This is a genomic window from Pseudomonas sp. GW456-E7 (assembly GCF_059424105.1).
This window is the reverse complement of record NZ_JBWKZB010000042.1, coordinates 1-19,235: the sequence shown is the minus strand read 5'-3', so window position 1 is coordinate 19,235 and position 19,235 is coordinate 1. Positions and strand designations below refer to the sequence as shown.

21 protein-coding genes are annotated in these 19,235 nt (G+C 59.3%); 6 read left to right on the top strand and 15 right to left on the bottom strand.

Going from position 1 to position 19,235, the window contains the following annotated elements:
• Positions 1 to 169 precede the first annotated feature (169 nt).
• Positions 170 to 601: an OsmC family protein gene (locus AC07YV_RS23060; protein WP_102701540.1), complete on the bottom strand. Its 432-nt coding sequence runs from the start codon at positions 599 to 601 to the stop codon at positions 170 to 172.
• Positions 602 to 840: 239 nt separating this feature from the next.
• Here AC07YV_RS23060 and AC07YV_RS23055 point away from each other — a divergent pair, with 239 nt between their 5' ends.
• Positions 841 to 1,842: an LLM class flavin-dependent oxidoreductase gene (locus tag AC07YV_RS23055; RefSeq protein ID WP_095967837.1), complete on the top strand. Its 1,002-nt coding sequence runs from the start codon at positions 841 to 843 to the stop codon at positions 1,840 to 1,842.
• Between the two features lie 68 nt (positions 1,843 to 1,910).
• Here AC07YV_RS23055 and AC07YV_RS23050 read toward each other — a convergent pair whose 3' ends face one another.
• Entirely contained in the window at positions 1,911 to 2,135 is a 225-nt protein-coding gene (locus tag AC07YV_RS23050; RefSeq protein WP_102701539.1) for a DUF1161 domain-containing protein, read from the bottom strand.
• Positions 2,136 to 2,256: 121 nt separating this feature from the next.
• The gene (locus tag AC07YV_RS23045; protein WP_015092929.1) at positions 2,257 to 2,472 is read right to left on the bottom strand and encodes a dodecin; all 216 of its coding nucleotides are present in this window, start codon (positions 2,470 to 2,472) and stop codon (positions 2,257 to 2,259) included.
• A 157-nt stretch (positions 2,473 to 2,629) separates the two neighbouring features.
• Between AC07YV_RS23045 and AC07YV_RS23040 the strand changes: the two genes are divergently transcribed.
• Complete coding sequence (locus AC07YV_RS23040) at positions 2,630 to 2,953, top strand: ElaB/YgaM/YqjD family protein (protein ID WP_095967836.1); 324 nt, start codon at positions 2,630 to 2,632, stop codon at positions 2,951 to 2,953.
• Here the strand turns inward: AC07YV_RS23040 and AC07YV_RS23035 are convergent.
• Positions 2,950 to 3,843, bottom strand: a complete 894-nt coding sequence (locus tag AC07YV_RS23035) for a LysR family transcriptional regulator (protein ID WP_102701538.1) — start codon at positions 3,841 to 3,843, stop codon at positions 2,950 to 2,952. The two genes, AC07YV_RS23040 and AC07YV_RS23035, sit on opposite strands and share 4 nt — an antisense overlap.
• Before the next feature lie 124 nt (positions 3,844 to 3,967).
• On the opposite strand from AC07YV_RS23035, the gene trpB reads away from it, so the two are divergent.
• Together trpB and trpA are read left to right on the top strand one after the other, a co-directional pair.
• Positions 3,968 to 5,188, top strand: coding sequence for a tryptophan synthase subunit beta (gene trpB / locus AC07YV_RS23030; RefSeq protein WP_008002146.1), 1,221 nt, complete (start codon positions 3,968 to 3,970; stop codon positions 5,186 to 5,188).
• The gene (trpA, locus tag AC07YV_RS23025) at positions 5,188 to 6,000 is read left to right on the top strand and encodes a tryptophan synthase subunit alpha (protein WP_015092933.1); all 813 of its coding nucleotides are present in this window, start codon (positions 5,188 to 5,190) and stop codon (positions 5,998 to 6,000) included. The genes trpB and trpA overlap by 1 nt, the downstream gene beginning before the upstream one ends.
• A 161-nt stretch (positions 6,001 to 6,161) precedes the next feature.
• On the opposite strand, the gene AC07YV_RS23020 is transcribed toward trpA, so the two are convergent.
• The 11 genes from AC07YV_RS23020 to AC07YV_RS22970 all read right to left on the bottom strand — a co-directional run bounded on the left by AC07YV_RS23020 (position 6,162) and on the right by AC07YV_RS22970 (position 16,325).
• Positions 6,162 to 8,123, bottom strand: a complete 1,962-nt coding sequence (locus tag AC07YV_RS23020; protein ID WP_102701537.1) for a DUF7844 domain-containing protein — start codon at positions 8,121 to 8,123, stop codon at positions 6,162 to 6,164.
• Positions 8,120 to 8,440 (bottom strand): DUF2388 domain-containing protein, encoded by a 321-nt coding sequence (locus tag AC07YV_RS23015; RefSeq protein WP_007969755.1) that lies wholly within the window; start codon positions 8,438 to 8,440, stop codon positions 8,120 to 8,122. Before AC07YV_RS23015 ends, AC07YV_RS23020 begins: the two co-directional genes overlap by 4 nt.
• A gap of 28 nt (positions 8,441 to 8,468) precedes the next feature.
• Positions 8,469 to 8,786: a DUF2388 domain-containing protein gene (locus AC07YV_RS23010; protein ID WP_102701536.1), complete on the bottom strand. Its 318-nt coding sequence runs from the start codon at positions 8,784 to 8,786 to the stop codon at positions 8,469 to 8,471.
• A 107-nt stretch (positions 8,787 to 8,893) separates the two neighbouring features.
• Positions 8,894 to 9,214, bottom strand: a complete 321-nt coding sequence (locus tag AC07YV_RS23005) for a DUF2388 domain-containing protein (protein ID WP_095967832.1) — start codon at positions 9,212 to 9,214, stop codon at positions 8,894 to 8,896.
• 145 nt (positions 9,215 to 9,359) lie between these two features.
• Positions 9,360 to 9,569, bottom strand: coding sequence for a DUF1127 domain-containing protein (locus AC07YV_RS23000; protein WP_102701535.1), 210 nt, complete (start codon positions 9,567 to 9,569; stop codon positions 9,360 to 9,362).
• Between the two features lie 258 nt (positions 9,570 to 9,827).
• Positions 9,828 to 10,043 (bottom strand): DUF1127 domain-containing protein, encoded by a 216-nt coding sequence (locus tag AC07YV_RS22995; RefSeq protein WP_007969750.1) that lies wholly within the window; start codon positions 10,041 to 10,043, stop codon positions 9,828 to 9,830.
• 320 nt (positions 10,044 to 10,363) lie between these two features.
• Complete coding sequence (scpC, locus tag AC07YV_RS22990) at positions 10,364 to 11,857, bottom strand: succinyl-CoA:acetate CoA-transferase ScpC (RefSeq protein WP_102701534.1); 1,494 nt, start codon at positions 11,855 to 11,857, stop codon at positions 10,364 to 10,366.
• A gap of 213 nt (positions 11,858 to 12,070) precedes the next feature.
• Complete coding sequence (locus tag AC07YV_RS22985; protein ID WP_095967830.1) at positions 12,071 to 13,504, bottom strand: NAD(P)(+) transhydrogenase (Re/Si-specific) subunit beta; 1,434 nt, start codon at positions 13,502 to 13,504, stop codon at positions 12,071 to 12,073.
• Positions 13,501 to 13,857, bottom strand: a complete 357-nt coding sequence (locus tag AC07YV_RS22980) for an NAD(P) transhydrogenase subunit alpha part 2 (RefSeq protein ID WP_007992881.1) — start codon at positions 13,855 to 13,857, stop codon at positions 13,501 to 13,503. Before AC07YV_RS22980 ends, AC07YV_RS22985 begins: the two co-directional genes overlap by 4 nt.
• An 11-nt stretch (positions 13,858 to 13,868) precedes the next feature.
• Positions 13,869 to 14,990 carry a Re/Si-specific NAD(P)(+) transhydrogenase subunit alpha gene (locus AC07YV_RS22975; RefSeq protein ID WP_102701533.1) on the bottom strand — a complete coding sequence of 374 codons (1,122 nt, stop codon included), beginning with the start codon at positions 14,988 to 14,990 and terminating at the stop codon, positions 13,869 to 13,871.
• A gap of 435 nt (positions 14,991 to 15,425) precedes the next feature.
• Positions 15,426 to 16,325, bottom strand: coding sequence for a LysR family transcriptional regulator (locus AC07YV_RS22970; protein WP_102701532.1), 900 nt, complete (start codon positions 16,323 to 16,325; stop codon positions 15,426 to 15,428).
• Between the two features lie 157 nt (positions 16,326 to 16,482).
• Between AC07YV_RS22970 and AC07YV_RS22965 the strand changes: the two genes are divergently transcribed.
• Together AC07YV_RS22965 and AC07YV_RS22960 are read left to right on the top strand one after the other, a co-directional pair.
• The gene (locus AC07YV_RS22965; protein ID WP_007969743.1) at positions 16,483 to 17,664 is read left to right on the top strand and encodes an acyl-CoA dehydrogenase; all 1,182 of its coding nucleotides are present in this window, start codon (positions 16,483 to 16,485) and stop codon (positions 17,662 to 17,664) included.
• 13 nt (positions 17,665 to 17,677) lie between these two features.
• The gene (locus AC07YV_RS22960) at positions 17,678 to 18,898 is read left to right on the top strand and encodes a CaiB/BaiF CoA transferase family protein (protein ID WP_102701531.1); all 1,221 of its coding nucleotides are present in this window, start codon (positions 17,678 to 17,680) and stop codon (positions 18,896 to 18,898) included.
• Positions 18,899 to 19,235: the final 337 nt, after the last annotated feature.

Here is a 19,235-nt window from a genome sequence, read left to right as displayed (position 1 = left end):
TGAGGCAGCACGCCGATTCACGGGTTTTCGCTGCTGTCATTTATTCGACCATATTATTAGCGGGCAAATCTGTCACGGCGTAAAAAAGATCGCAGCCTTGGGCACCTCTTGCCGAATGATCCCGGCAAGTTGCGCAAGGCTGCGATCTTTTCTTTGCAAAAATGAAGATCTAGCTGACCAATGTTGCCTCCAGGCTGATCTTGGCATTCAGCACTTTGGACACCGGGCAGCCCTCTTTGGCCTTGTTGCTGAGTTCTTCGAACTGCGCCTGGGTTGCCCCGGGGATTTTCGCCTGCAGAATCAATTTCACTGCGGTGATCGAAAAACCGCCGTCCACTTGATCCAGAGTGACTTCTGCCTGGGTATCGATGCTATCGGCCTTCAGGCCGGCATCACCGAGAATCATGGAGAACGCCATGGAGAAACAGCCGGCGTGGGCAGCGCCGATCAACTCTTCCGGGTTGGTGCCCCGGCCGCCTTCGAAGCGCGCCTTGAAGCCGTAGGGGGCTTCCCGAAGCACGCCGGTTTCTGTGGAAATCGAGCCGATGCCGGTTTTCAGATCACCTTCCCAATGTGCCGATGCTTTCTTGACGATAGCCATGCCTGCCTCCTGAAGGTCGGCGCGAAAGGTCGCGCCTGTGGGGTTTTCGGTTGCCAGGGTTGTGAGGATAGACGAAGGGGCAAAGTTCACTTCGTCCGATCAATCTGCTTTTTTCGCGGGATTTTTTACCGGGCTATTGAAACTCGGGTATATGCCCACATTGCATGAACAGGCTTTTGGATTCGGCAGGTTTGCGTTCGCAAGAACAAACCTGCACCCTCAATTGGAGAAGCAGGTTTATGAAACGACTGTCCGATATCAAGTTCTCTACCCTCGATCTGGTGCCGGTGCGCGAGAACGGCAGCGCGGCCCAGTCGCTGCGCAACTCGCTGGACCTGGCGCAGCATGTCGAGAAGTTCGGTTACAACCGCTTCTGGGTGGCTGAGCACCACAACATGGACGGCATCGCCAGCTCCGCGACTTCGGTTCTGCTCGGTTATCTGGCCGGTGGCACGTCGACCATTCGTGTCGGTTCGGGCGGTGTGATGTTGCCCAACCACGCACCCTTGGTGATTGCCGAGCAGTTCGGCACCCTGGAAAGCCTGTATCCGGGCCGGATTGATCTGGGCCTGGGGCGCGCACCCGGTTCCGACCAGATGACCGCACGTGCCTTGCGCCGCGAGCGCTCCGGCAGCGCCGACGACTTCCCGGAAGATGTGGCGGAACTGGTGCGCTACCTCGGGCCACGTACCCCGGATCAACGGATCATCGCCATGCCGGGAACCGGGACCCATGTGCCGGTCTGGTTATTGGGGTCGAGCCTGTTCAGTGCACAACTGGCCGGTGAACGCGGTTTGCCTTACGCCTTCGCTTCGCATTTCGCGCCGCGCTACATGCATGAAGCGATTCGGGTCTACCGCAATCACTTCAAGCCCTCAGCCGTTTTGGATAAACCCTACGTGATGCTCGGCGTGCCTTTGGTGGCGGCCGATACCGATGAGCAGGCCGATTACCTGGCGACTTCGGTGTTCCAGCGGATTCTCGCCCTGATGCGCGGCCAAAGCCTGGTACAGCGTCCACCGGTCAAGACCATGGACGGCCTGTGGCTGCCCCATGAGAAAGAGGCTGTGCACGATTTTCTTGGTCTGGCCATGATTGGCAGCCCACAGAAAATCCGCGCCAAACTCGAGGTCCTGATCGAACAGACCCAGGCTGACGAGCTGATTTTCACCTGTGACCTGTACGAACATTCGGATCGCGTGCATTCCTACGAGCTGCTGGCGCAGGTCATGCGAGGCTGATACTCAAACGGCAGGCATGAAAAAGCCGGCGCCAGGGCGTCGGCTTTTTCAATCGGGCGAGGACCGGCCTACTTTTTGTAGACGATCACTTTGGCGCCCTTTTCGCATTTACCAACAACTTTTCCGCCAGCGGCGCTACCTTTATCGACAATCTCCAGCGAATAACCGGAAACGCCCTTGGCATCAAGTTTCGCTGCGATTTCGGCTTTCAGCTCTTCGCATGGCTTGCCACCATCTGCCAATACGGTCCCCGCAAGGCTCAATAAACCTACCGCCAACATAAACTTCTTCATCGGTTGCATTCCCTGGTCGGATCATAGGGGTAACCAGCCGTCAGCCGGACGCACTCATGCAGCGCTGTGCCATTCCCTATGGCATTCGGCCGGCGTGCAAGTTCAGAAGACTAGCCCAAAGTCAGCTGCTGGCAATCCGGAATCCGACTTTCAGGGTCACCTGAAAGTGCGCGGCCTTGCCGTCCCTGATGTGCCCACGGGTCTCGGTGACTTCGAACCATTCCATGTACTTGATGCTTTTGCTGGCTTCGGTCAGGGCGTTGTTGATCGCATCCTCGATACTGCTGGTGGACGAGCCAACCAGCTCGACTTTCTTGTAGGTGTGATGGTCAGACATGGCGTTCTCCTTGGCGTGTGAATTACAGCCTAGCAGTGATTTTTCCTATTTCTTCTGTTGGCCGTACTGAGAGTGAAGTTCAGATTTTCTGCACTTTCTCGAACCCCTGAAGTCCCAACCAACACACGCCACTCATCACCAATGCAGGAGAGCCACCATGGCCAACACCTCGTTACGCAAAGCCTCATTGCAAAGCATGGAAGCCGAGATCGAGAGTCTGCTCAAGTCTTTGGAAAACCTGAAGGACGACGCCTCGGACGAGTCGCGTAAAACCCTCAAGACCCTGAAAGGCAACGCCGAGAATGCCTTGAAGCACTCGCGCCATCTGCTGGCCGACGCCTATGAAGAGGTCAAGGTCAAAACCCGTGAAACCGGGATTGCCACCCGGGACTACGCCCAGGAGCACCCCTGGACTACAGCCGGTGTCGCCGTGGGCGCATTGGGCCTGCTGGCCGCTTATCTGTTGTGCAAGCGCGATTAATCTACCCGGCGCAGCTCGTTTTTCAGCCACTGCGCCAGTTGCCTGGCGCGCCCGTCCGCGGCGCGCTTGGGTAGCCACAACGCCAGTTGTGCCGGGGTTTCACTGAAGCCCCATGGCGCAACCAGGCGGCCGGCCTTCAAGTCCTCCGCCACCAAGGGTTCGGGGGCAATCGCCACGCCCAGACCCGCGACAGCGGCTTCCAGCAAGTAATACAAATGTTCGAATCCCTGACCGTACTTCAATGCCCTGGCGTCGAGGCCGCATTGTTGCGCCCAGTTTGGCCAGGCTTGCGGGCGTGAGGTGGTGTGCAGCAAGGGTTCGTTCAGCAGTGCGCTTTCCGGCGCTTGCTTGAGCCGCTCATAGCCGGCGAACCGAGGGCTCATGACCGGACCGATACGTTCGCTGGCCAGCTCGAAAACCTGCATGTCCGCCGGCCAGGGGGGCTCGGCAAAGACCAGCAAGGCATCCAGTCCCGGTCTTCGCGGATCGAAATCGCCTTCTCCGGCCGACAGGTGCAGGCGCAAGTCCGGCAGGTCGGCATTGAGTCTCCCCAGTCGCGGGATAAACCAGCGCGCCAACAGGCTTCCCGAGCAACCGAGCACGAACGGGGCGTCGGCCGTGCTTTGTGTGAGTTCCGCGCAGACGTTGCGCAGGCGCTCGAAGGCTTCGCTGCTGGCGTCTCGCAGGCGTAAGCCGGCATCTGTGAGTTTCAGGCCGCGACCGTCCTTGATGAACAGGCTGACGCCGAGGTGTTCTTCAAGCACCTTGAGCTGCCGGCTGACCGCACCATGGGTGACATGCAGCTGCTCGGCGGCCTGACTGACGCTGTTCAAGCGGGCAGTGGCTTCGAAGGCGCGAAGCGCATTCAGCGGAGGAAGGTCATGGCTCATGGGATCTGTGAGTTTTCCTGACAGGTTGTGGCGATCTTATCGGTTTTCAGGCCGGGGCGTCAGGGGTAGAGTGAAGCCCACTATCTCTTCATGCATCACTTCACGCATTCAACTGGAGCGCCAAATGACCCAGACTAATCTGCGCAACGGCCCTGATGCCAACGGCCTGTTTGGCGCGTTCGGTGGCCGCTACGTTGCCGAAACCCTGATGCCGTTGATCCTCGACCTGGCCCGTGAATATGAATTGGCCAAGGAAGATCCTGCATTCAAGGAAGAACTGGCCTACTTCCAGCGTGACTACGTCGGACGTCCAAGCCCGTTGTACTTCGCCGAGCGTCTGACCGAGTTCTGTGGCGGCGCGAAGATCTACCTCAAGCGCGAAGAGCTGAACCACACCGGCGCCCACAAGATCAACAACTGCATCGGCCAGATCCTGCTGGCGCGACGCATGGGCAAGAAGCGCATCATCGCCGAGACCGGCGCCGGCATGCACGGCGTGGCCACTGCCACCGTGGCTGCACGTTTCGGTCTGGATTGTGTGATCTACATGGGCACCACTGACATCGAACGCCAGCAGGCCAACGTGTTCCGCATGAAGCTGCTGGGCGCCGAGGTTATCCCGGTGGTCGCCGGCACCGGTACGCTGAAGGATGCAATGAACGAAGCCCTGCGTGACTGGGTGACCAATGTCGACAGCACCTTCTACCTGATCGGCACTGTGGCCGGTCCGCACCCTTACCCGGCGATGGTCCGTGACTTCCAGGCCGTGATCGGCAAGGAAACCCGCGAGCAGTTGCAAGCCCAGGAAGGTCGCCTGCCGGACAGCCTGGTGGCGTGCATTGGCGGTGGCTCCAACGCGATGGGCCTGTTCCATCCGTTCCTGGACGACAAGAGTGTCGAGATCATCGGCGTTGAAGCGGCCGGTTACGGCATCGAGACCGGCAAGCATGCGGCCAGCCTGAACGGCGGCGTTCCAGGCGTGCTGCACGGCAACCGCACGTTCCTGCTGCAGGACGACGATGGCCAGATCATCGACGCCCACTCGATCTCCGCCGGCCTCGACTACCCGGGCATCGGCCCGGAACACGCCTGGTTGCACGACATTGGCCGCGTCCAGTACACCTCGGTGACCGACGACGAAGCCCTCGCTGCATTCCACCAGTGCTGCCGCCTGGAAGGGATCATCCCGGCCCTGGAAAGCGCCCATGCCCTGGCTGAAGTATTCAAGCGTGCACCGACCTTGCCAAAGGATCACCTGATGGTGGTCAACCTGTCCGGCCGTGGCGACAAAGACATGCAGACCGTGATGCACCACATGGAACAATCCAAGCAGGAGAAACACTGATGAGCCGCCTGCAAACGCGTTTTGCCGAACTCAAGGAACAGAACCGCGCCGCCCTGGTGACCTTCGTGACCGCTGGCGACCCGGGTTATGACACCTCCCTGGCCATCCTCAAGGGCTTGCCGGCGGCTGGCGCCGACGTGATCGAGCTGGGCATGCCCTTCACCGACCCGATGGCTGACGGCCCGGCCATCCAGCTCGCCAACATCCGTGCGTTGGGTGCCAAGCAGAATCTGGCGAAAACCCTGCAAATGGTTCGCGAGTTCCGCCAGGACAACAACGAAACGCCGCTGGTGCTGATGGGGTACTTCAACCCGATCCACATGTACGGTGTACCGCGCTTCATTGCCGAAGCCAAAGAGGCCGGCGTTGATGGCCTGATCGTGGTCGACCTGCCGCCGGAGCATAACGGCGAGCTGTGCGACCCGGCGCAGGCTGCGGGCCTGGACTTCATCCGCCTGACTACGCCAACCACCGACGATGTGCGCCTGCCGACTGTTCTTAACGGCAGCTCCGGTTTCGTCTACTACGTGTCGGTAGCCGGTGTGACCGGCGCCGGTGCCGCCACGCTGGAACACGTCGAGGAAGCGGTCGCCCGTCTGCGCCGCCATACCGACCTGCCGATCAGCATCGGTTTCGGTATCCGGACTCCGGAACAGGCAGCGTCCATTGCACGCCTGGCTGATGGCGTGGTGGTGGGTTCGGCGTTGATCGATCACATCGCCAATGCCACGTCCCCGGAACAAGCCGTGGATGGTGTGCTGAGCCTGTGCTCGGCATTGGCCGAAGGCGTGCGTAAGGCCCGCGTCAGCTGAAGGCAACGTTCCTGATTAAGAGACTGAACAGCAAAACGCTGTAAACCTTGTGGGAGCGAGCTTGCTCCGGGCGGCGATCCGACGATAGCGGCGTGTCAGCCGACATCAATGCTGGATGTGCAGCCCTCATCGCGAGCAAGCTCGCTCCCACAGGTTGCGGGTCAAGGCAACTCTATGCCGCCTGCTGCCTTGTGCAGTTTGCGCAAATGCTCGCCAATCTGCTTCACGTTGGCTTCGTTGGCGGCCATTTCGGCGGCACGACCCGGTTCGAGCAACGCTCTCACTTCCTTGTCCAGGTCCCCGGACAGCGCCAGAAGCTGCTTCTGGCGCTGGCTGCTTTCCGATTCCAGATGCTCCCACTCGCTCGGCTGTGGCAAGCCATAACCGTTGGTGCCCAGCAGTTCCGCCGGACGGCTGAGGAAGCCACTGTTGGCGAGAATGTCCTTGAGCGTCTCGTTGGCCTTGTCCATGCCGCCATTCTGCAGTTCCCGGGCGCCCAGATAGCGCTGCTTCACTTCATCCTGAGCCAGCAGCAACTGCTGTCGGAAACTGGCCTGTTCCAGCAGGAGCAACGCCGCGCTGGTGCGCAGGTCCGCCTGCTCGAACCATTGCCGACGATCCGCGGCTTTCAAGTCCAGCCAGTCTTCGACGGTTTCCTGTTTGATCGGCAAGTGCTTTTTCAGGATTTCGAACATCGCCTGATAGCGTTCGCGGAAGGAATCGAAACGATAACCCAGGCGCAAGGCTTCCCGCGGATCGTCCAGCACACTGGTGTCCGCCAGCCCTCGACCTTTGAGCACTTCCAGCAAACCGTTGGGCATGATGTTGTCGAGCCCTACCAATTTCGGGTTATTGGTGCCGCCACGCAGCAATTTCAGTTCTTCCACTGCGCAGTTGTTCGACAGGAAGAAATAGTTGCCGTCGTAGCTCCAGTGCATCTCGGCGGCACGTTCCACCACGTCTTCAATCTCTGTGCGCGACAGGTTCAGGGGCACGGAGGCCAGGCTGCGCAGTTCGGTCTTGGTATATTCGTCGATGACCTGGGACAGCGGCAGGATAAACAGCCGCGACGGGTATTTGCCGACCAGGCCATCCCAGCTCGACAACTGCACGTCGCCGACGAAGGCGCGATACGACAGCACCAGGTGCTGGTCCAGGTCCAGGCGGCAATCCGGACCACGGGGGCGGCCCGGCGCGCAGATCACCAGACGCAGCATGCTGTGGCCCCAACGGCTGAACAGGTTCTGGTTAGCCTCGGCCAGCAAATAGTCAACGGCATAGACCCGCTCCGGATCGACCTGCCCCAGCGGTGTCTTGGCGAAGTCGTTGCCGGCATTGAGGAACGCAACGGTTTTGCTGCAGGTGTCACTGGCGGCGGGCGCCCAGCCGAAATGCTCTTTGTAGTAGCGATACAGTGCGGGACGGCGGCAGGCGTAGCTCGGGTCGAGGAGGAAATACTCCATGTTGACCGCGACGAATTCCTTGGGACTGCTGGTCTCGTAGATATCCGGACTGCGGGCGATCTGGCGATTGTGCTGTTCGCGTTCACCCCGACGGCCTACGTATTGCTGCCAGCCGGCCAGGTCGAGCAGGCGCGGATCGTCGCTGAGGGTAAAGCGCCGATCGGACTGGCCCCGACATTGGTCGGGTATGCCGACCAGCCCTGAGCTGTTGTTGCGCCGGGTGCAGCGCTGAATCAGCTTGCGCCCGTCATCCGGCCACAGGCGCGAACGGTCGTAGATGTGAGTCAGCTCGTGCAACACAGTGGCCAGCATTTCCCGGCGCACGGTGCCATGGGGGCGATGGGTTTTTTTGCTCGCGGCGCTGCCATCGGTGAGGCCGGCCAGCAGGTTGCGGTTCAGATCGAGCTCGGACACCAGTGATGCCTGGCCGTAGGCATTGCGCGGCATGTCATCGGTCCAGCCGACGACGATACGTCGGTCCAGGTGCTCGATGAAGCGTGGTGGCAACGCCTGCATGGCTTCATCAAGCAACGCCTGGCTGGCTTGCTGTTGCGCGGGCGTCAGGCCTTCGGTCTTGAGTTGTAACTGAAGGCCTGCGTGGGCCGTGTTGCCGAGCAGCAACAGGGCCCCGGTCAGCAGCCAGGCGCGTGGACACCTCACAGTGCGAGGATGGCTTCGGCGAGATCCTGATCGCTGGCGTCGCGTGCTTCGGGCACGCGGGTGCGCAGCAAGTTGAAAGCGGACTCCAGGTGAGCGCCGCGAATGTCGCCATCGCTGGCGACGAAACTGGCGGCGTCGTCCTGGGCTTCGCGCACGATTTTCGAATCGCGAATGGACGTGGTGGTGTCGGAGGTGAAATCGAGGGTGCGCTGGGTCGCACGGATCAGGATGTTACTGGTGGCAACCAGAGTATGTGCCTGGGCCACATCGGCCAACAGCAGCAGGCCGAGGATGGCAGCAATCAGCGGGTTACGCATGGATCGAACTCCAGAAAAGCAGGGATAACTATTGGACGAGAATTGCTTGCGCCAGTTCAAGGTCGCTGGCATGAAGTTTTGCCTGGGTCTGGCGCAGATACCGAAGGGCCGACTCCAGTCGTGCGCCTCTCAGTTGGCCGTCACTGGCAATGAATGCCGCGGCGTCATCGTGGGCGGCGAGCAATAGTTTATGGTCGAAGGGAGCGGAGGTCACGAGGCTTGTGGCGTAACCACTGGCGACGGTGCCCTGGGTGGACAGGTTGAAGGCGTCATAAGCGTGGGCTGATGCGCAGTAACCCAAGGTGAGAAAGACTGGAGTGATCAGGAAACGGGTAAGAAAGCGCATGAGACTCGACAGTTGAAAGTGAGTCCCAAGGCTAGCGCAAGGGCCGGTCTAGAGCCAGTGCCGAAACATTGGGGCACGCCGGGCGTGCCCCATGTCTGTACCGCCGTTTAGATGGTCAGGATCGCCTGAGCCAGTTGTGCGTCTGTTGCACTCAGTTGCGGCGCCTTATGGCGAATGTGATCGAGGGCGCTTTCCAGCTTCACACCGCGGATGGAGCCTTCGCTGGCGACGAAGCTGGCAGCGTCGTCACGGGCGGCGAGGACGATCTTGTCATCCTTGAACGACGACGAAACGATGTTGGTAGTCGCATCGGAAGTGGCCTTGAGCGCGTTGACCACAGCATCCGTGGTCACGATGAAGCTGGTGGCTTGGGCACTGGCAGCCACGGCAAACAGGGCCGCGGCGCTAAGCAGGCGAAGACGGGACATGGGGTAACTCCTTTTGGTAGACCATTTGAAATATGGCGCAGTGTCTGCAAAGTCTGACGCCAGGCACTCGGCGTTCGCCACGTTCTGAAGTGATATTAGGCCTGTCTGTGTCGGTTCGAACAGTCCCGGCCCTGCACGCAGGAAGTCAGCGCCAGAACGGTTTATCCAATTCATTGCTGCGGTCGGCGTGGCTGATACCCAGATCCGATAGCTGGCGATCATCGAGTTGAGCCAGCAAACGTCGCGTTCTCGCCCTTTCCAGGCCAGCGCAGAGCCCCTTCAGCAGCCCTCGAAGCCTCTGCTGGCAAGGTTTCGATTGAACCGAGGGAATGGAAAAATCCAGTACGTTCTTCATGGCACGATCCCTGTCCTGATAAGTGGAGGGCTCCATGCTGACACCCGTCGAATATCCACTACAGACACACTGAGGCAATATTGTACTCATGCAGTTTGTACTTTTCACAAACTGTACTGGTGCTCAGGTTTCTCTTCTGTAAGACCGGGTTTGACAGGCCAAAACGACAAAACCCGTCGTGGTTGCCCACGACGGGTTCTGTTTTTTCAATTCGGGTTGCTGGCGGTGGACCTTAAGGTCAGAGCCAGCGACGCTAACTTAGCGCCAGAACGGCTTGCTCAGCTCTTCGTAGCGTTGTGCTTCGCTAATCCCGGCGTCAGCCAGCAGACGCGAATCCAGGCGAGCCAGTTGATGGCGGCTGGTAATGCGGCGCTGCCACAACATCAGGTTGGCGATAACGCGCAGAGGCAGGGAAGCCTGGGTTTTTGCAGCAGTGTCTTCGAAGAACAGATCGGAACTGAGTGTACGTTCCATGGTGGTCATCCTTCCGCTTGTGGCGGGATTAGGTAGTGGTTTAACTGGTGCCCATGATCCTCTTGTTTGCCTAGTCTCTGTAGATACAGTTCATCTGTATTGTGAGAGCTCAGTTAACTGTTTATAGGGGGTGTACTGGTCAAAATTGAGGCAACTGTACTTGTCTGCACTGTTTGAGTGCAAAAATGCTGTTTTACCCCGACTAGGCAGGAATTTTCCGTAGGAAATGACCAGTACAGCAGTACAGTTTTTTTCATATTGCGAGGGTGGCAAGCGCAAGCTGGCGAAACTGTGTTTGCGCCAGCTGCTATCTGTAGCAATTACTTCTTCAGCATCTGCCCGGTTTCTTCCAGGTTTATGTGCCAACTGAGTGCGTCACGCAGGATGTGCGGGGTATGTCCGCCGATGGCGCACGCAGCAGTGAAGTAATCATTCAGCGCCTGGCGGTAATCCGGGTGCACGCACTTGTCGATGATGATCCGGGCACGCTCCCGGGGCGCCAGGCCTCGCAAGTCTGCCAGGCCCACTTCGGTCACGAGGATGTCGACGTCATGTTCGGTATGGTCGACATGGCTGACCATCGGCACCACGCTGGAGATCGCGCCGCCCTTGGCGATCGACTTGGTCACGAACACGGACAGGTGCGCGTTGCGCGCGAAGTCGCCCGAGCCACCGATGCCGTTCATCATCCGGGTGCCGCAGACGTGAGTGGAGTTGACATTGCCGTAGATGTCGAACTCCAGCGCCGTGTTGATGCCGATGATGCCGAGGCGGCGCACGACTTCAGGGTGGTTGGAGATTTCCTGCGGGCGCAGGACCAGCTTGTCCTTATAACGCTCCAGGTTGCCGAACACATCGGCGTTGCGCCGGCTCGACAGGGTGATCGAGCTGCCCGAAGCAAAGCTCAGTTTGCCGGCGTCGATCAGGTCGAAAGTCGAGTCCTGCAGCACCTCGGAATACATCGTCAGGTCTTCGAACGGCGAGTCGATCAAGCCACACATCACCGAATTGGCGATGGTGCCGATACCGGCCTGTAGTGGACCGAGCTTGTTGGTCATGCGTCCGGCAGCCACTTCCTGTTTGAAGAAGTCGATCAGGTGGTCGGCAATGGCTTGGGTCTCAGCGTCTGGCGCCAGCACCGTGGAGGGTGAGTCAGCCTGGTTGGTGACCACGATGGCGACGATCTTTTCCGCCGGAATCGGGATGGCGGTGCTGCCAATGCGGTCGTCGACTCTGACCAATGGAATCGGAGTGCGGGTCGGGCGATAGGTCGGGATATAGATGTCGTGCAGACCTTCGAGGTTCGGATTGTGCGCCATGTTGATCTCGACGATCACGTGCTTGGCGAAAATCGCAAAGCTGGCCGAGTTGCCTACCGAAGTGGTTGGCACGATATGCCCTTGCTCGGTGATCGCAACGGCTTCAATCACGGCGATGTCCGGTAGTTTCAATTGCTGGTTGCGCAATTGCTCCACGGTTTCCGACAAGTGCTGGTCGATGAACATGACTTCACCGGCGTTGATCGCCTTGCGCAGGGTGCTGTCGACCTGAAACGGCATGCGTCGCGACAGCACGCCAGCTTCGGTCAACTGCTTGTCAAGGTCGTTGCCCAGGCTTGCGCCAGTCATGAGGCTGATTTTCAACGGCGTGACCTTGGCGCGCTCGGCCAGCGCCTGAGGAACGGCCTTGGCCTCGCCGGCGCGAGTGAAGCCACTCATGCCGACGGTCATGCCGTCTTCAATCAGGGCGGCAGCGTCAGCAGCACTCATCACTTTGTCCAACAACGAAGGCAGGCGAATACGGTCACGGTACATGGATTATTATCTCGGGCAACAGGTAGCAGGACGTGCAGTCTAGTGAATTGCGCCGGCTTCTGTCCCGCTACCAAGGTCGCAATCGAGGTGTCTATTCCGGGCCTTTCAAGCAAAACACCGTTACCGGATCGGTAACAAAAGAATAGTTTGTCCGACGATTTGCGCAAACAAAAACGCCCCGACGAGTCGGGGCGTTCTGTGTGCCGCAGAGGATTAGTCGACGGCTTTTACCATGTCTTCGATGACCTTTTTGGCGTCACCGAACACCATCATGGTTTTGTCCAGGTAGAACAGTTCGTTGTCCAGGCCGGCATAGCCGCTGGCCATCGAACGCTTGTTGACGATGATGGTCTTGGCCTTGAACGCTTCGAGGATCGGCATGCCGGCAATCGGCGATTTCGGATCGTTCTTCGCGGCCGGGTTGACCACGTCGTTGGCGCCCAACACCAGCACCACGTCGGCCTGACCGAACTCGGAGTTGATGTCTTCCATCTCGAACACCTGGTCGTAAGGCACTTCGGCCTCCGCCAGCAACACGTTCATGTGGCCCGGCATACGACCGGCAACCGGGTGGATCGCGTACTTCACGGTCACGCCGCGATGGGTCAGCTTCTCGGTCAGTTCCTTCAACGCATGCTGCGCCCGTGCTACCGCCAGGCCATAGCCCGGAACGATGATCACGGTGTCGGCGTTGGTCAGCAGGAAGGTCGCGTCGTCAGCCGAACCGGATTTCACCGGACGGGCTTCCTTGGCGCCTGCCGGACCTGCGTCGGCTGTATTTCCGAAACCGCCGAGCAGTACATTAAAGAAGGAGCGGTTCATCGCCTTGCACATGATGTACGAGAGGATCGCACCGGACGAACCTACCAGCGAACCCGCGATGATCAGCATCGAGTTGTTCAGCGAGAAGCCGATACCTGCCGCTGCCCAGCCGGAGTAGCTGTTGAGCATCGATACGACCACTGGCATGTCCGCGCCACCGATCGGGATGATGATCAGCACACCCATGATGAAGGCCAGGGCCAGCATCAAGGCGAAGGCGCTGAGGTCGCCGGTCAACATGAAGGTGATGCCCAGGCCCAGAGTGGCCACGCCGAGCAGCAGGTTCAGTTTGTGTTGACCGGTGAACTGTACCGGTGCGCCCTGGAACAGGCGGAACTTGTACTTGCCCGACAGCTTGCCGAAGGCGATTACCGAACCGGAGAAGGTGATCGCACCAATGGCGGCACCGAGGAACAGCTCCAGGCGGTTACCGGCCGGGATCGCGTCACCCAGCTGCGCAACGATACCCAGCGACTGCGGCTCGACAACCGCTGCAATGGCGATGAACACCGCGGCCAGGCCGATCATGCTGTGCATGAAGGCGACCAGTTCGGGCATCTTGGTCATTTCAACGCGTTTGGCCATGATCGAACCGGCAGTGCCGCCGATCAGCAGGCCGACGATCACGTAGACGATACCGTCCTGGGCCAGTTCGGCACCGAGCTTGTAGATCAGGCCAACCGTGGTGAGTATCGCCAGGCCCATGCCGAGCATGCCGAACAGATTACCGCGACGCGACGTGGTGGGATGCGAAAGGCCCTTGAGCGCCTGGATGAAGCAAACCGAGGCGATCAAATACAGGGAAGTAACCAGGTTCATGCTCATGCTTGCTGCACCTCAGCCTTGACTGCTTCGGCCTTGGCGGCCGGAGCTTTTGCCGGGGCCGCTTTCTTCTTGAACATTTCCAGCATGCGCCGGGTGACCAGGAAGCCACCAAACACGTTGACGGCGGCCAGGGCCACGGCCAGGGTGCCCATGGTCTTGCCCAGCGGGGTCACAGTGAGGGCGGCGGCGAGCATGGCGCCGACGATCACGATGGCCGAGATGGCGTTGGTAACAGCCATCAGTGGCGTGTGCAGTGCAGGTGTTACGTTCCAGACCACGTGGTAGCCGACATAGATGGCCAGCACGAAGATGATCAGGTTGTAGATACCGTGAGAGATCAGCATGTCTTCCATTGTTTTTATCCTCAGCCGTTCTTGCGCACGATCTGGCCGTCGCGGCACATCAGGCACGCGGCGACGATATCGTCTTCAAGGTTGATCACCAGTTGTCCTTCTTTATCGAACAACAGTTTCATGAAGTCCAGCAGGTTGCGTGCGTACAGCGCCGAAGCATCGGCCGCCACTGCGCCCGCCAGGTTGGTCGGGCCAACGATGGTCACGCCGTTTTCGACGACCACCTGATCGGCCACGGTCAGCGGGCAGTTACCGCCCTGGGCGGCCGCGAGGTCGATGACCACCGAACCCGGTTTCATCTGTGCCACGGTTTCTGCGCTGAGCAGCGTCGGTGCCTTGCGGCCGGGAATCAGCGCTGTGGTGATAACGATGTCAGCCTGCTTGGCTCGCTCGTGCACGGCCGCGGCCTGGCGCTGCATCCAACTGGCTGGCATCGGCCGGGCGTAACCACCGACACCAACGGCGCATTCACGCTCTTCGTCGGTCTCGTAAGGCACGTCGACGAACTTCGCGCCGAGGGATTCGATCTGCTCTTTCACCGCAGGACGCACGTCAGAGGCTTCGATCACCGCACCCAGGCGTTTTGCCGTAGCAATGGCCTGCAATCCGGCCACACCGGCACCCAGGATCAGCACGCGCGCCGCTTTCACGGTGCCCGCAGCCGTCATCAACATCGGCATGAAACGAGGGTAATGGTGAGCGGCCAGCAAGACAGCCTTGTAACCGGCAATGTTGGCTTGCGACGACAGCACATCCAGGCTTTGGGCGCGGGAGGTACGTGGCGCAGCCTCCAGGGCGAAGGCGGTAATGCCGCACTCGGCCATCTTGGCGATGGTTTCGTTGTTGAACGGATTGAGCATACCCACCACAACGGTGCCGCTTTTAATCAGCGTCAGCTCGCTGTCGCTGGGGGCGACCACCTTCAAAATCAGCTCTGCTCCAAACGCATCATTGGCGCTGCCAATGGTTGCGCCTGCCGCTTCATAGGCACTGTCGACAACGCTGGCATTCACGCCGGCGCCGCTTTGTACAGTGACCTTATGACCCTGGCTGATCAGCTTCTTGATGGTTTCCGGGGTTGCAGCAACCCGTGTTTCACCGGTCTGGGTTTCGAGAGGAACACCAATGTGCACGTCAAATCTCCTGCGTGATCTTATTGAGTAAACCCATGCACTACGGATGGTGCGGCTGGGGCGGCCGATCAGCACGATCCCGCCAAATCAGGGCGGGGCGCGGCATTTTGCAGGCGAACTTTGTGCCCTTCAAGGGATTATGACGGGTGACGGAAAATTAACTACAAGTCACCCCGTGACCGAATGTCGCAACCACCCGGCTCAATCCCTTGCAGACCGTGCTTTACAAGGATTCTGGCCGAAACTGAAGAATTTACACATCGGCCGTATGAATGATGCGGCATCGCCTCGAAATAGTGGCGCAAAGCCGCGTGATCAGGCGCTTGTGGGACGTTTGTACGACTTTTCGATACAGTTTGCTGTCATGCGACAAATACGTATATCTGTAGGGCTTTGTTTTTGTTGACTACGGGGTCAAGTAACGTTGGAGAGCCTTTACTCCTCTAGGCTGTAGCTGTGCGCCTGGTTCACCAGCCAGTCACGAAATGCCCTTAAAGACGCGGATTCGAGCTTTCGCTCAGGAATCATCAGGTAATAAGCCTTGATGCTGGACAGTGCTTGCGGGTTGGCGATCACCAGGCGTTTTTCTTTCAACTCCCTTTGAATCAGGAACGGCGGAATCAGGGCAATGCCCATGTCATGCATGGCCGCCTGGGCGAGCATGGAGAATAGCTCGTAGCGGGGGCCTGTCATGTCTCGCGGGACATTCAGGTGTTGGGAATCGAACCACTGGCGCCAGGCATAAGGGCGGGTGGTTTGTTGCAGCAGGGGCAAATCGGCGATTTCGCCGGGCGTGAGGCTGGTCTTGTTTGCGAGCAGGTTGGGGCTGCAAACGGGCATCGGATTTTCACCCATCAGCCTGTGGGATTCTGTACCCGACCAATCCGCGTCGCCGAAGTAGATCGCGGCATCGAAATCAGTGTCGGCGAACAGGAACGGGCGTGTGCGGTTGGTCAGGTTGACCGTCACTTCCGGGTGTTTCTGCTGGAAGTCCTTGAGTCGTGGCAGCAGCCATTGGGTACCGAAGGTCGGAACCACGGCCAATTCGATGACGTTGGTGCCCTGCTGGCCCATCACGGACAAGGTGTCGCGCTCAACCGCATCGAGTTGAGTGGCGACCCGACGGCTGTAGGAAAGCCCGGCTTCCGTCAGCTTCACTCCGCGCCGCGAACGTCGGAACAGTTCTACGCTGAGGAACTCCTCAAGGCTGGCGATCTGTCGGCAAATCGCCCCCTGGGTCAGCGAAAGTTCCTGGGCGGCCTTGGTGAAGCTTTCATGGCGCGCTGCGGCCTCGAAGCTGATCAGGGCGGTGGTGCTGGGTATCTTCCTGCGCATGTACGTCAACCTCACTAATGCATCGCATAAAAGCTCTTTTACGACGTTTCGGAGTGAGAAATTAGCACAACAGTATGCGAAATCCTCGTTTGCCGTAGCGCCGATCCAGGCCTAGGATCACTCCACGTTATTTGACCCGATTCGAGAGGACACACTCATGGGCGGTAAAGCTAGCTTCAACTGGATTGATCCCCTGCTGCTGGATCAACAGCTCACTGAAGAAGAACGCATGATTCGCGACACGGCTGCGCAGTTCGCTCAGCAGAGCCTGGCGCCGCGCATTCTTGAAGCTTTCCGCCATGAGAAGACCGACCCGGCGATCTTCCGCGAAATGGGCGAAGTGGGTCTGTTGGGCGCAACCATTCCTGAGCAGTACGGTGGCAGCGGCCTGAACTACGTCAGCTATGGCCTGATCGCCCGTGAAGTCGAGCGTATCGACTCCGGTTATCGCTCGATGATGAGCGTTCAGTCCTCACTGGTGATGGTGCCGATCAATGAGTTCGGTACCGAAGCGCAGAAGCAGAAGTACCTGCCGAAACTGGCCTCGGGCGAGTGGATCGGCTGCTTTGGCCTGACCGAGCCTAACCACGGTTCCGACCCGGGTGCGATGATCACTCGTGCGCGCAAAGTGGAGGGCGGCTACAGCCTCACCGGCAGCAAGATGTGGATCACCAACAGCCCGATTGCCGATGTGTTCGTGGTCTGGGGCAAGGACGATGCCGGCGACATCCGCGGCTTTGTTCTGGAGAAAGGCTGGAAAGGCCTGAGCGCTCCGGCGATTCACGGCAAGGTCGGCCTGCGGGCATCGATCACCGGTGAAATCGTGATGGACAACGTGTTCGTGCCGGAAGAGAACATCTTCCCGGATGTCCGTGGCCTGAAAGGTCCTTTCACCTGCCTCAACTCGGCGCGGTACGGCATCTCCTGGGGCGCACTGGGTGCAGCCGAGTTCTGCTGGCATACCGCTCGCCAGTACACCCTGGATCGTCAACAGTTCGGCCGTCCATTGGCAGCCACTCAGTTGATCCAGAAGAAACTGGCCGACATGCAGACCGAAATCACCATGGCGCTGCAAGGCTGCCTGCGTCTGGGTCGTATGAAGGATGAGGGCACTGCGGCGGTCGAAATCACTTCGATGATGAAGCGCAACTCTTGCGGCAAGTCCCTGGACATCGCGCGCATGGCTCGCGATATGTTGGGCGGCAATGGCATCTCCGATGAGTTCGGCGTTGCTCGCCACCTGGTGAACCTGGAAGTGGTGAATACCTATGAAGGTACTCATGACGTCCACGCGCTGATCCTCGGTCGTGCGCAAACCGGCATCCAGGCGTTCTATTAACAGGAGGACGTCCATGGGCGCGCTATCGCATCTACGGGTACTGGATTTATCGCGGGTGCTGGCTGGGCCTTGGGCCGGGCAGATCCTGGCCGACCTCGGCGCCGAAGTGATCAAGGTCGAGCGCCCCGGTAACGGTGATGACACGCGCGCCTGGGGGCCACCGTTCCTTAAAGACGCTTATGGGGAAAACACCAGCGAGGCCGCCTATTACCTGTCGGCCAATCGCAACAAGCAATCGGTCACCATCGACTTCACTCGCCCCGAAGGGCAGAAGCTGGTGCGTGAGCTGGCGGCGAAGTCGGACATCCTGATCGAAAACTTCAAGGTTGGTGGTCTGGCAGCCTATGGCCTGGACTATGAATCGCTGAAGGCGATCAATCCGGACCTGATCTATTGCTCGATCACCGGGTTTGGCCAGACCGGTCCTTACGCCAAGCGTGCGGGTTATGACTTCATGATCCAGGGGCTGGGCGGTCTCATGAGCCTCACGGGGCGACCTGAAGGCGAGGAAGGTGCGGGGCCGGTGAAGGTTGGTGTGGCGCTGACGGACATCCTGACCGGGCTGTACTCGACTGTGGCGATCCTGGCTGCGCTGGCGCATCGGGATCACGACGGCGGTGGTCAGCATATCGACATGGCGCTGCTGGACGTGCAGGTGGCCTGTCTGGCCAACCAGGCCATGAACTACCTGACGACAGGCAATGCGCCTAAACGCTTGGGTAATGCTCATCCGAACATTGTGCCCTATCAGGACTTTCCTACGGCGGATGGCGATTTCATCCTTACTGTCGGGAACGACGGGCAGTTCCGCAAGTTCGCGGAAGTGGCCGGGCAGCCGCAGTGGGCGGATGATCCGCGCTTTGCCACCAACAAGGTGCGGGTGGCGAACCGCGCGGTGCTGATTCCGCTCATTCGCCAGGCAACGGTATTCAAGACCACCGCTGAATGGGTGGCGCAGCTGGAGCAGGCGGGAGTGCCATGCGGGCCTATCAATGACCTGGCGCAGATGTTTGCCGATCCTCAGGTCAAGGCGCGCGGGTTGGCCATCGAGCTGCCGCATGCGCTGGCGGGAATGGTGCCTCAGGTGGCGAGCCCTATTCGTCTATCTGAAACCCCAGTGGAGTACCGGTTTGCACCGCCTTTGCTGGGTGAGCATACGCTGGAGGTACTGCATCGGGTCTTGGGGCTGGATGCTGGCTCGGTGTCTGCGCTCAAGGCGTCTGGCGTGCTTTGATTTCTCCCTCCTATATAGAGAAGCGCTTTTGCTTCTCTATATAGGCTTCAAACCTGGCGTTTTGGCGCTTTCAGTAAGTTATTGATAGAAGAGCAAAATCAGTGCTTGACGGCAGATTATAGATGTCTATAATTCGCCCCACTTCCGGCGCAGTCGAAACATAAAACTCCTTGATAAACAAAGAGTTACGCAGTTTTCGGCAGCAGGTTGCTTCAGGTCATCGAAGCCGAAAGGAAGTTGAAAAAGAGGTGTTGACAGCGGCGAGTAACGCTGTAGAATTCGCCTCCCGCTGACGAGAGATCGAAAGCGCAAGTGGTTGAAGTTGTTAAGGATTCCT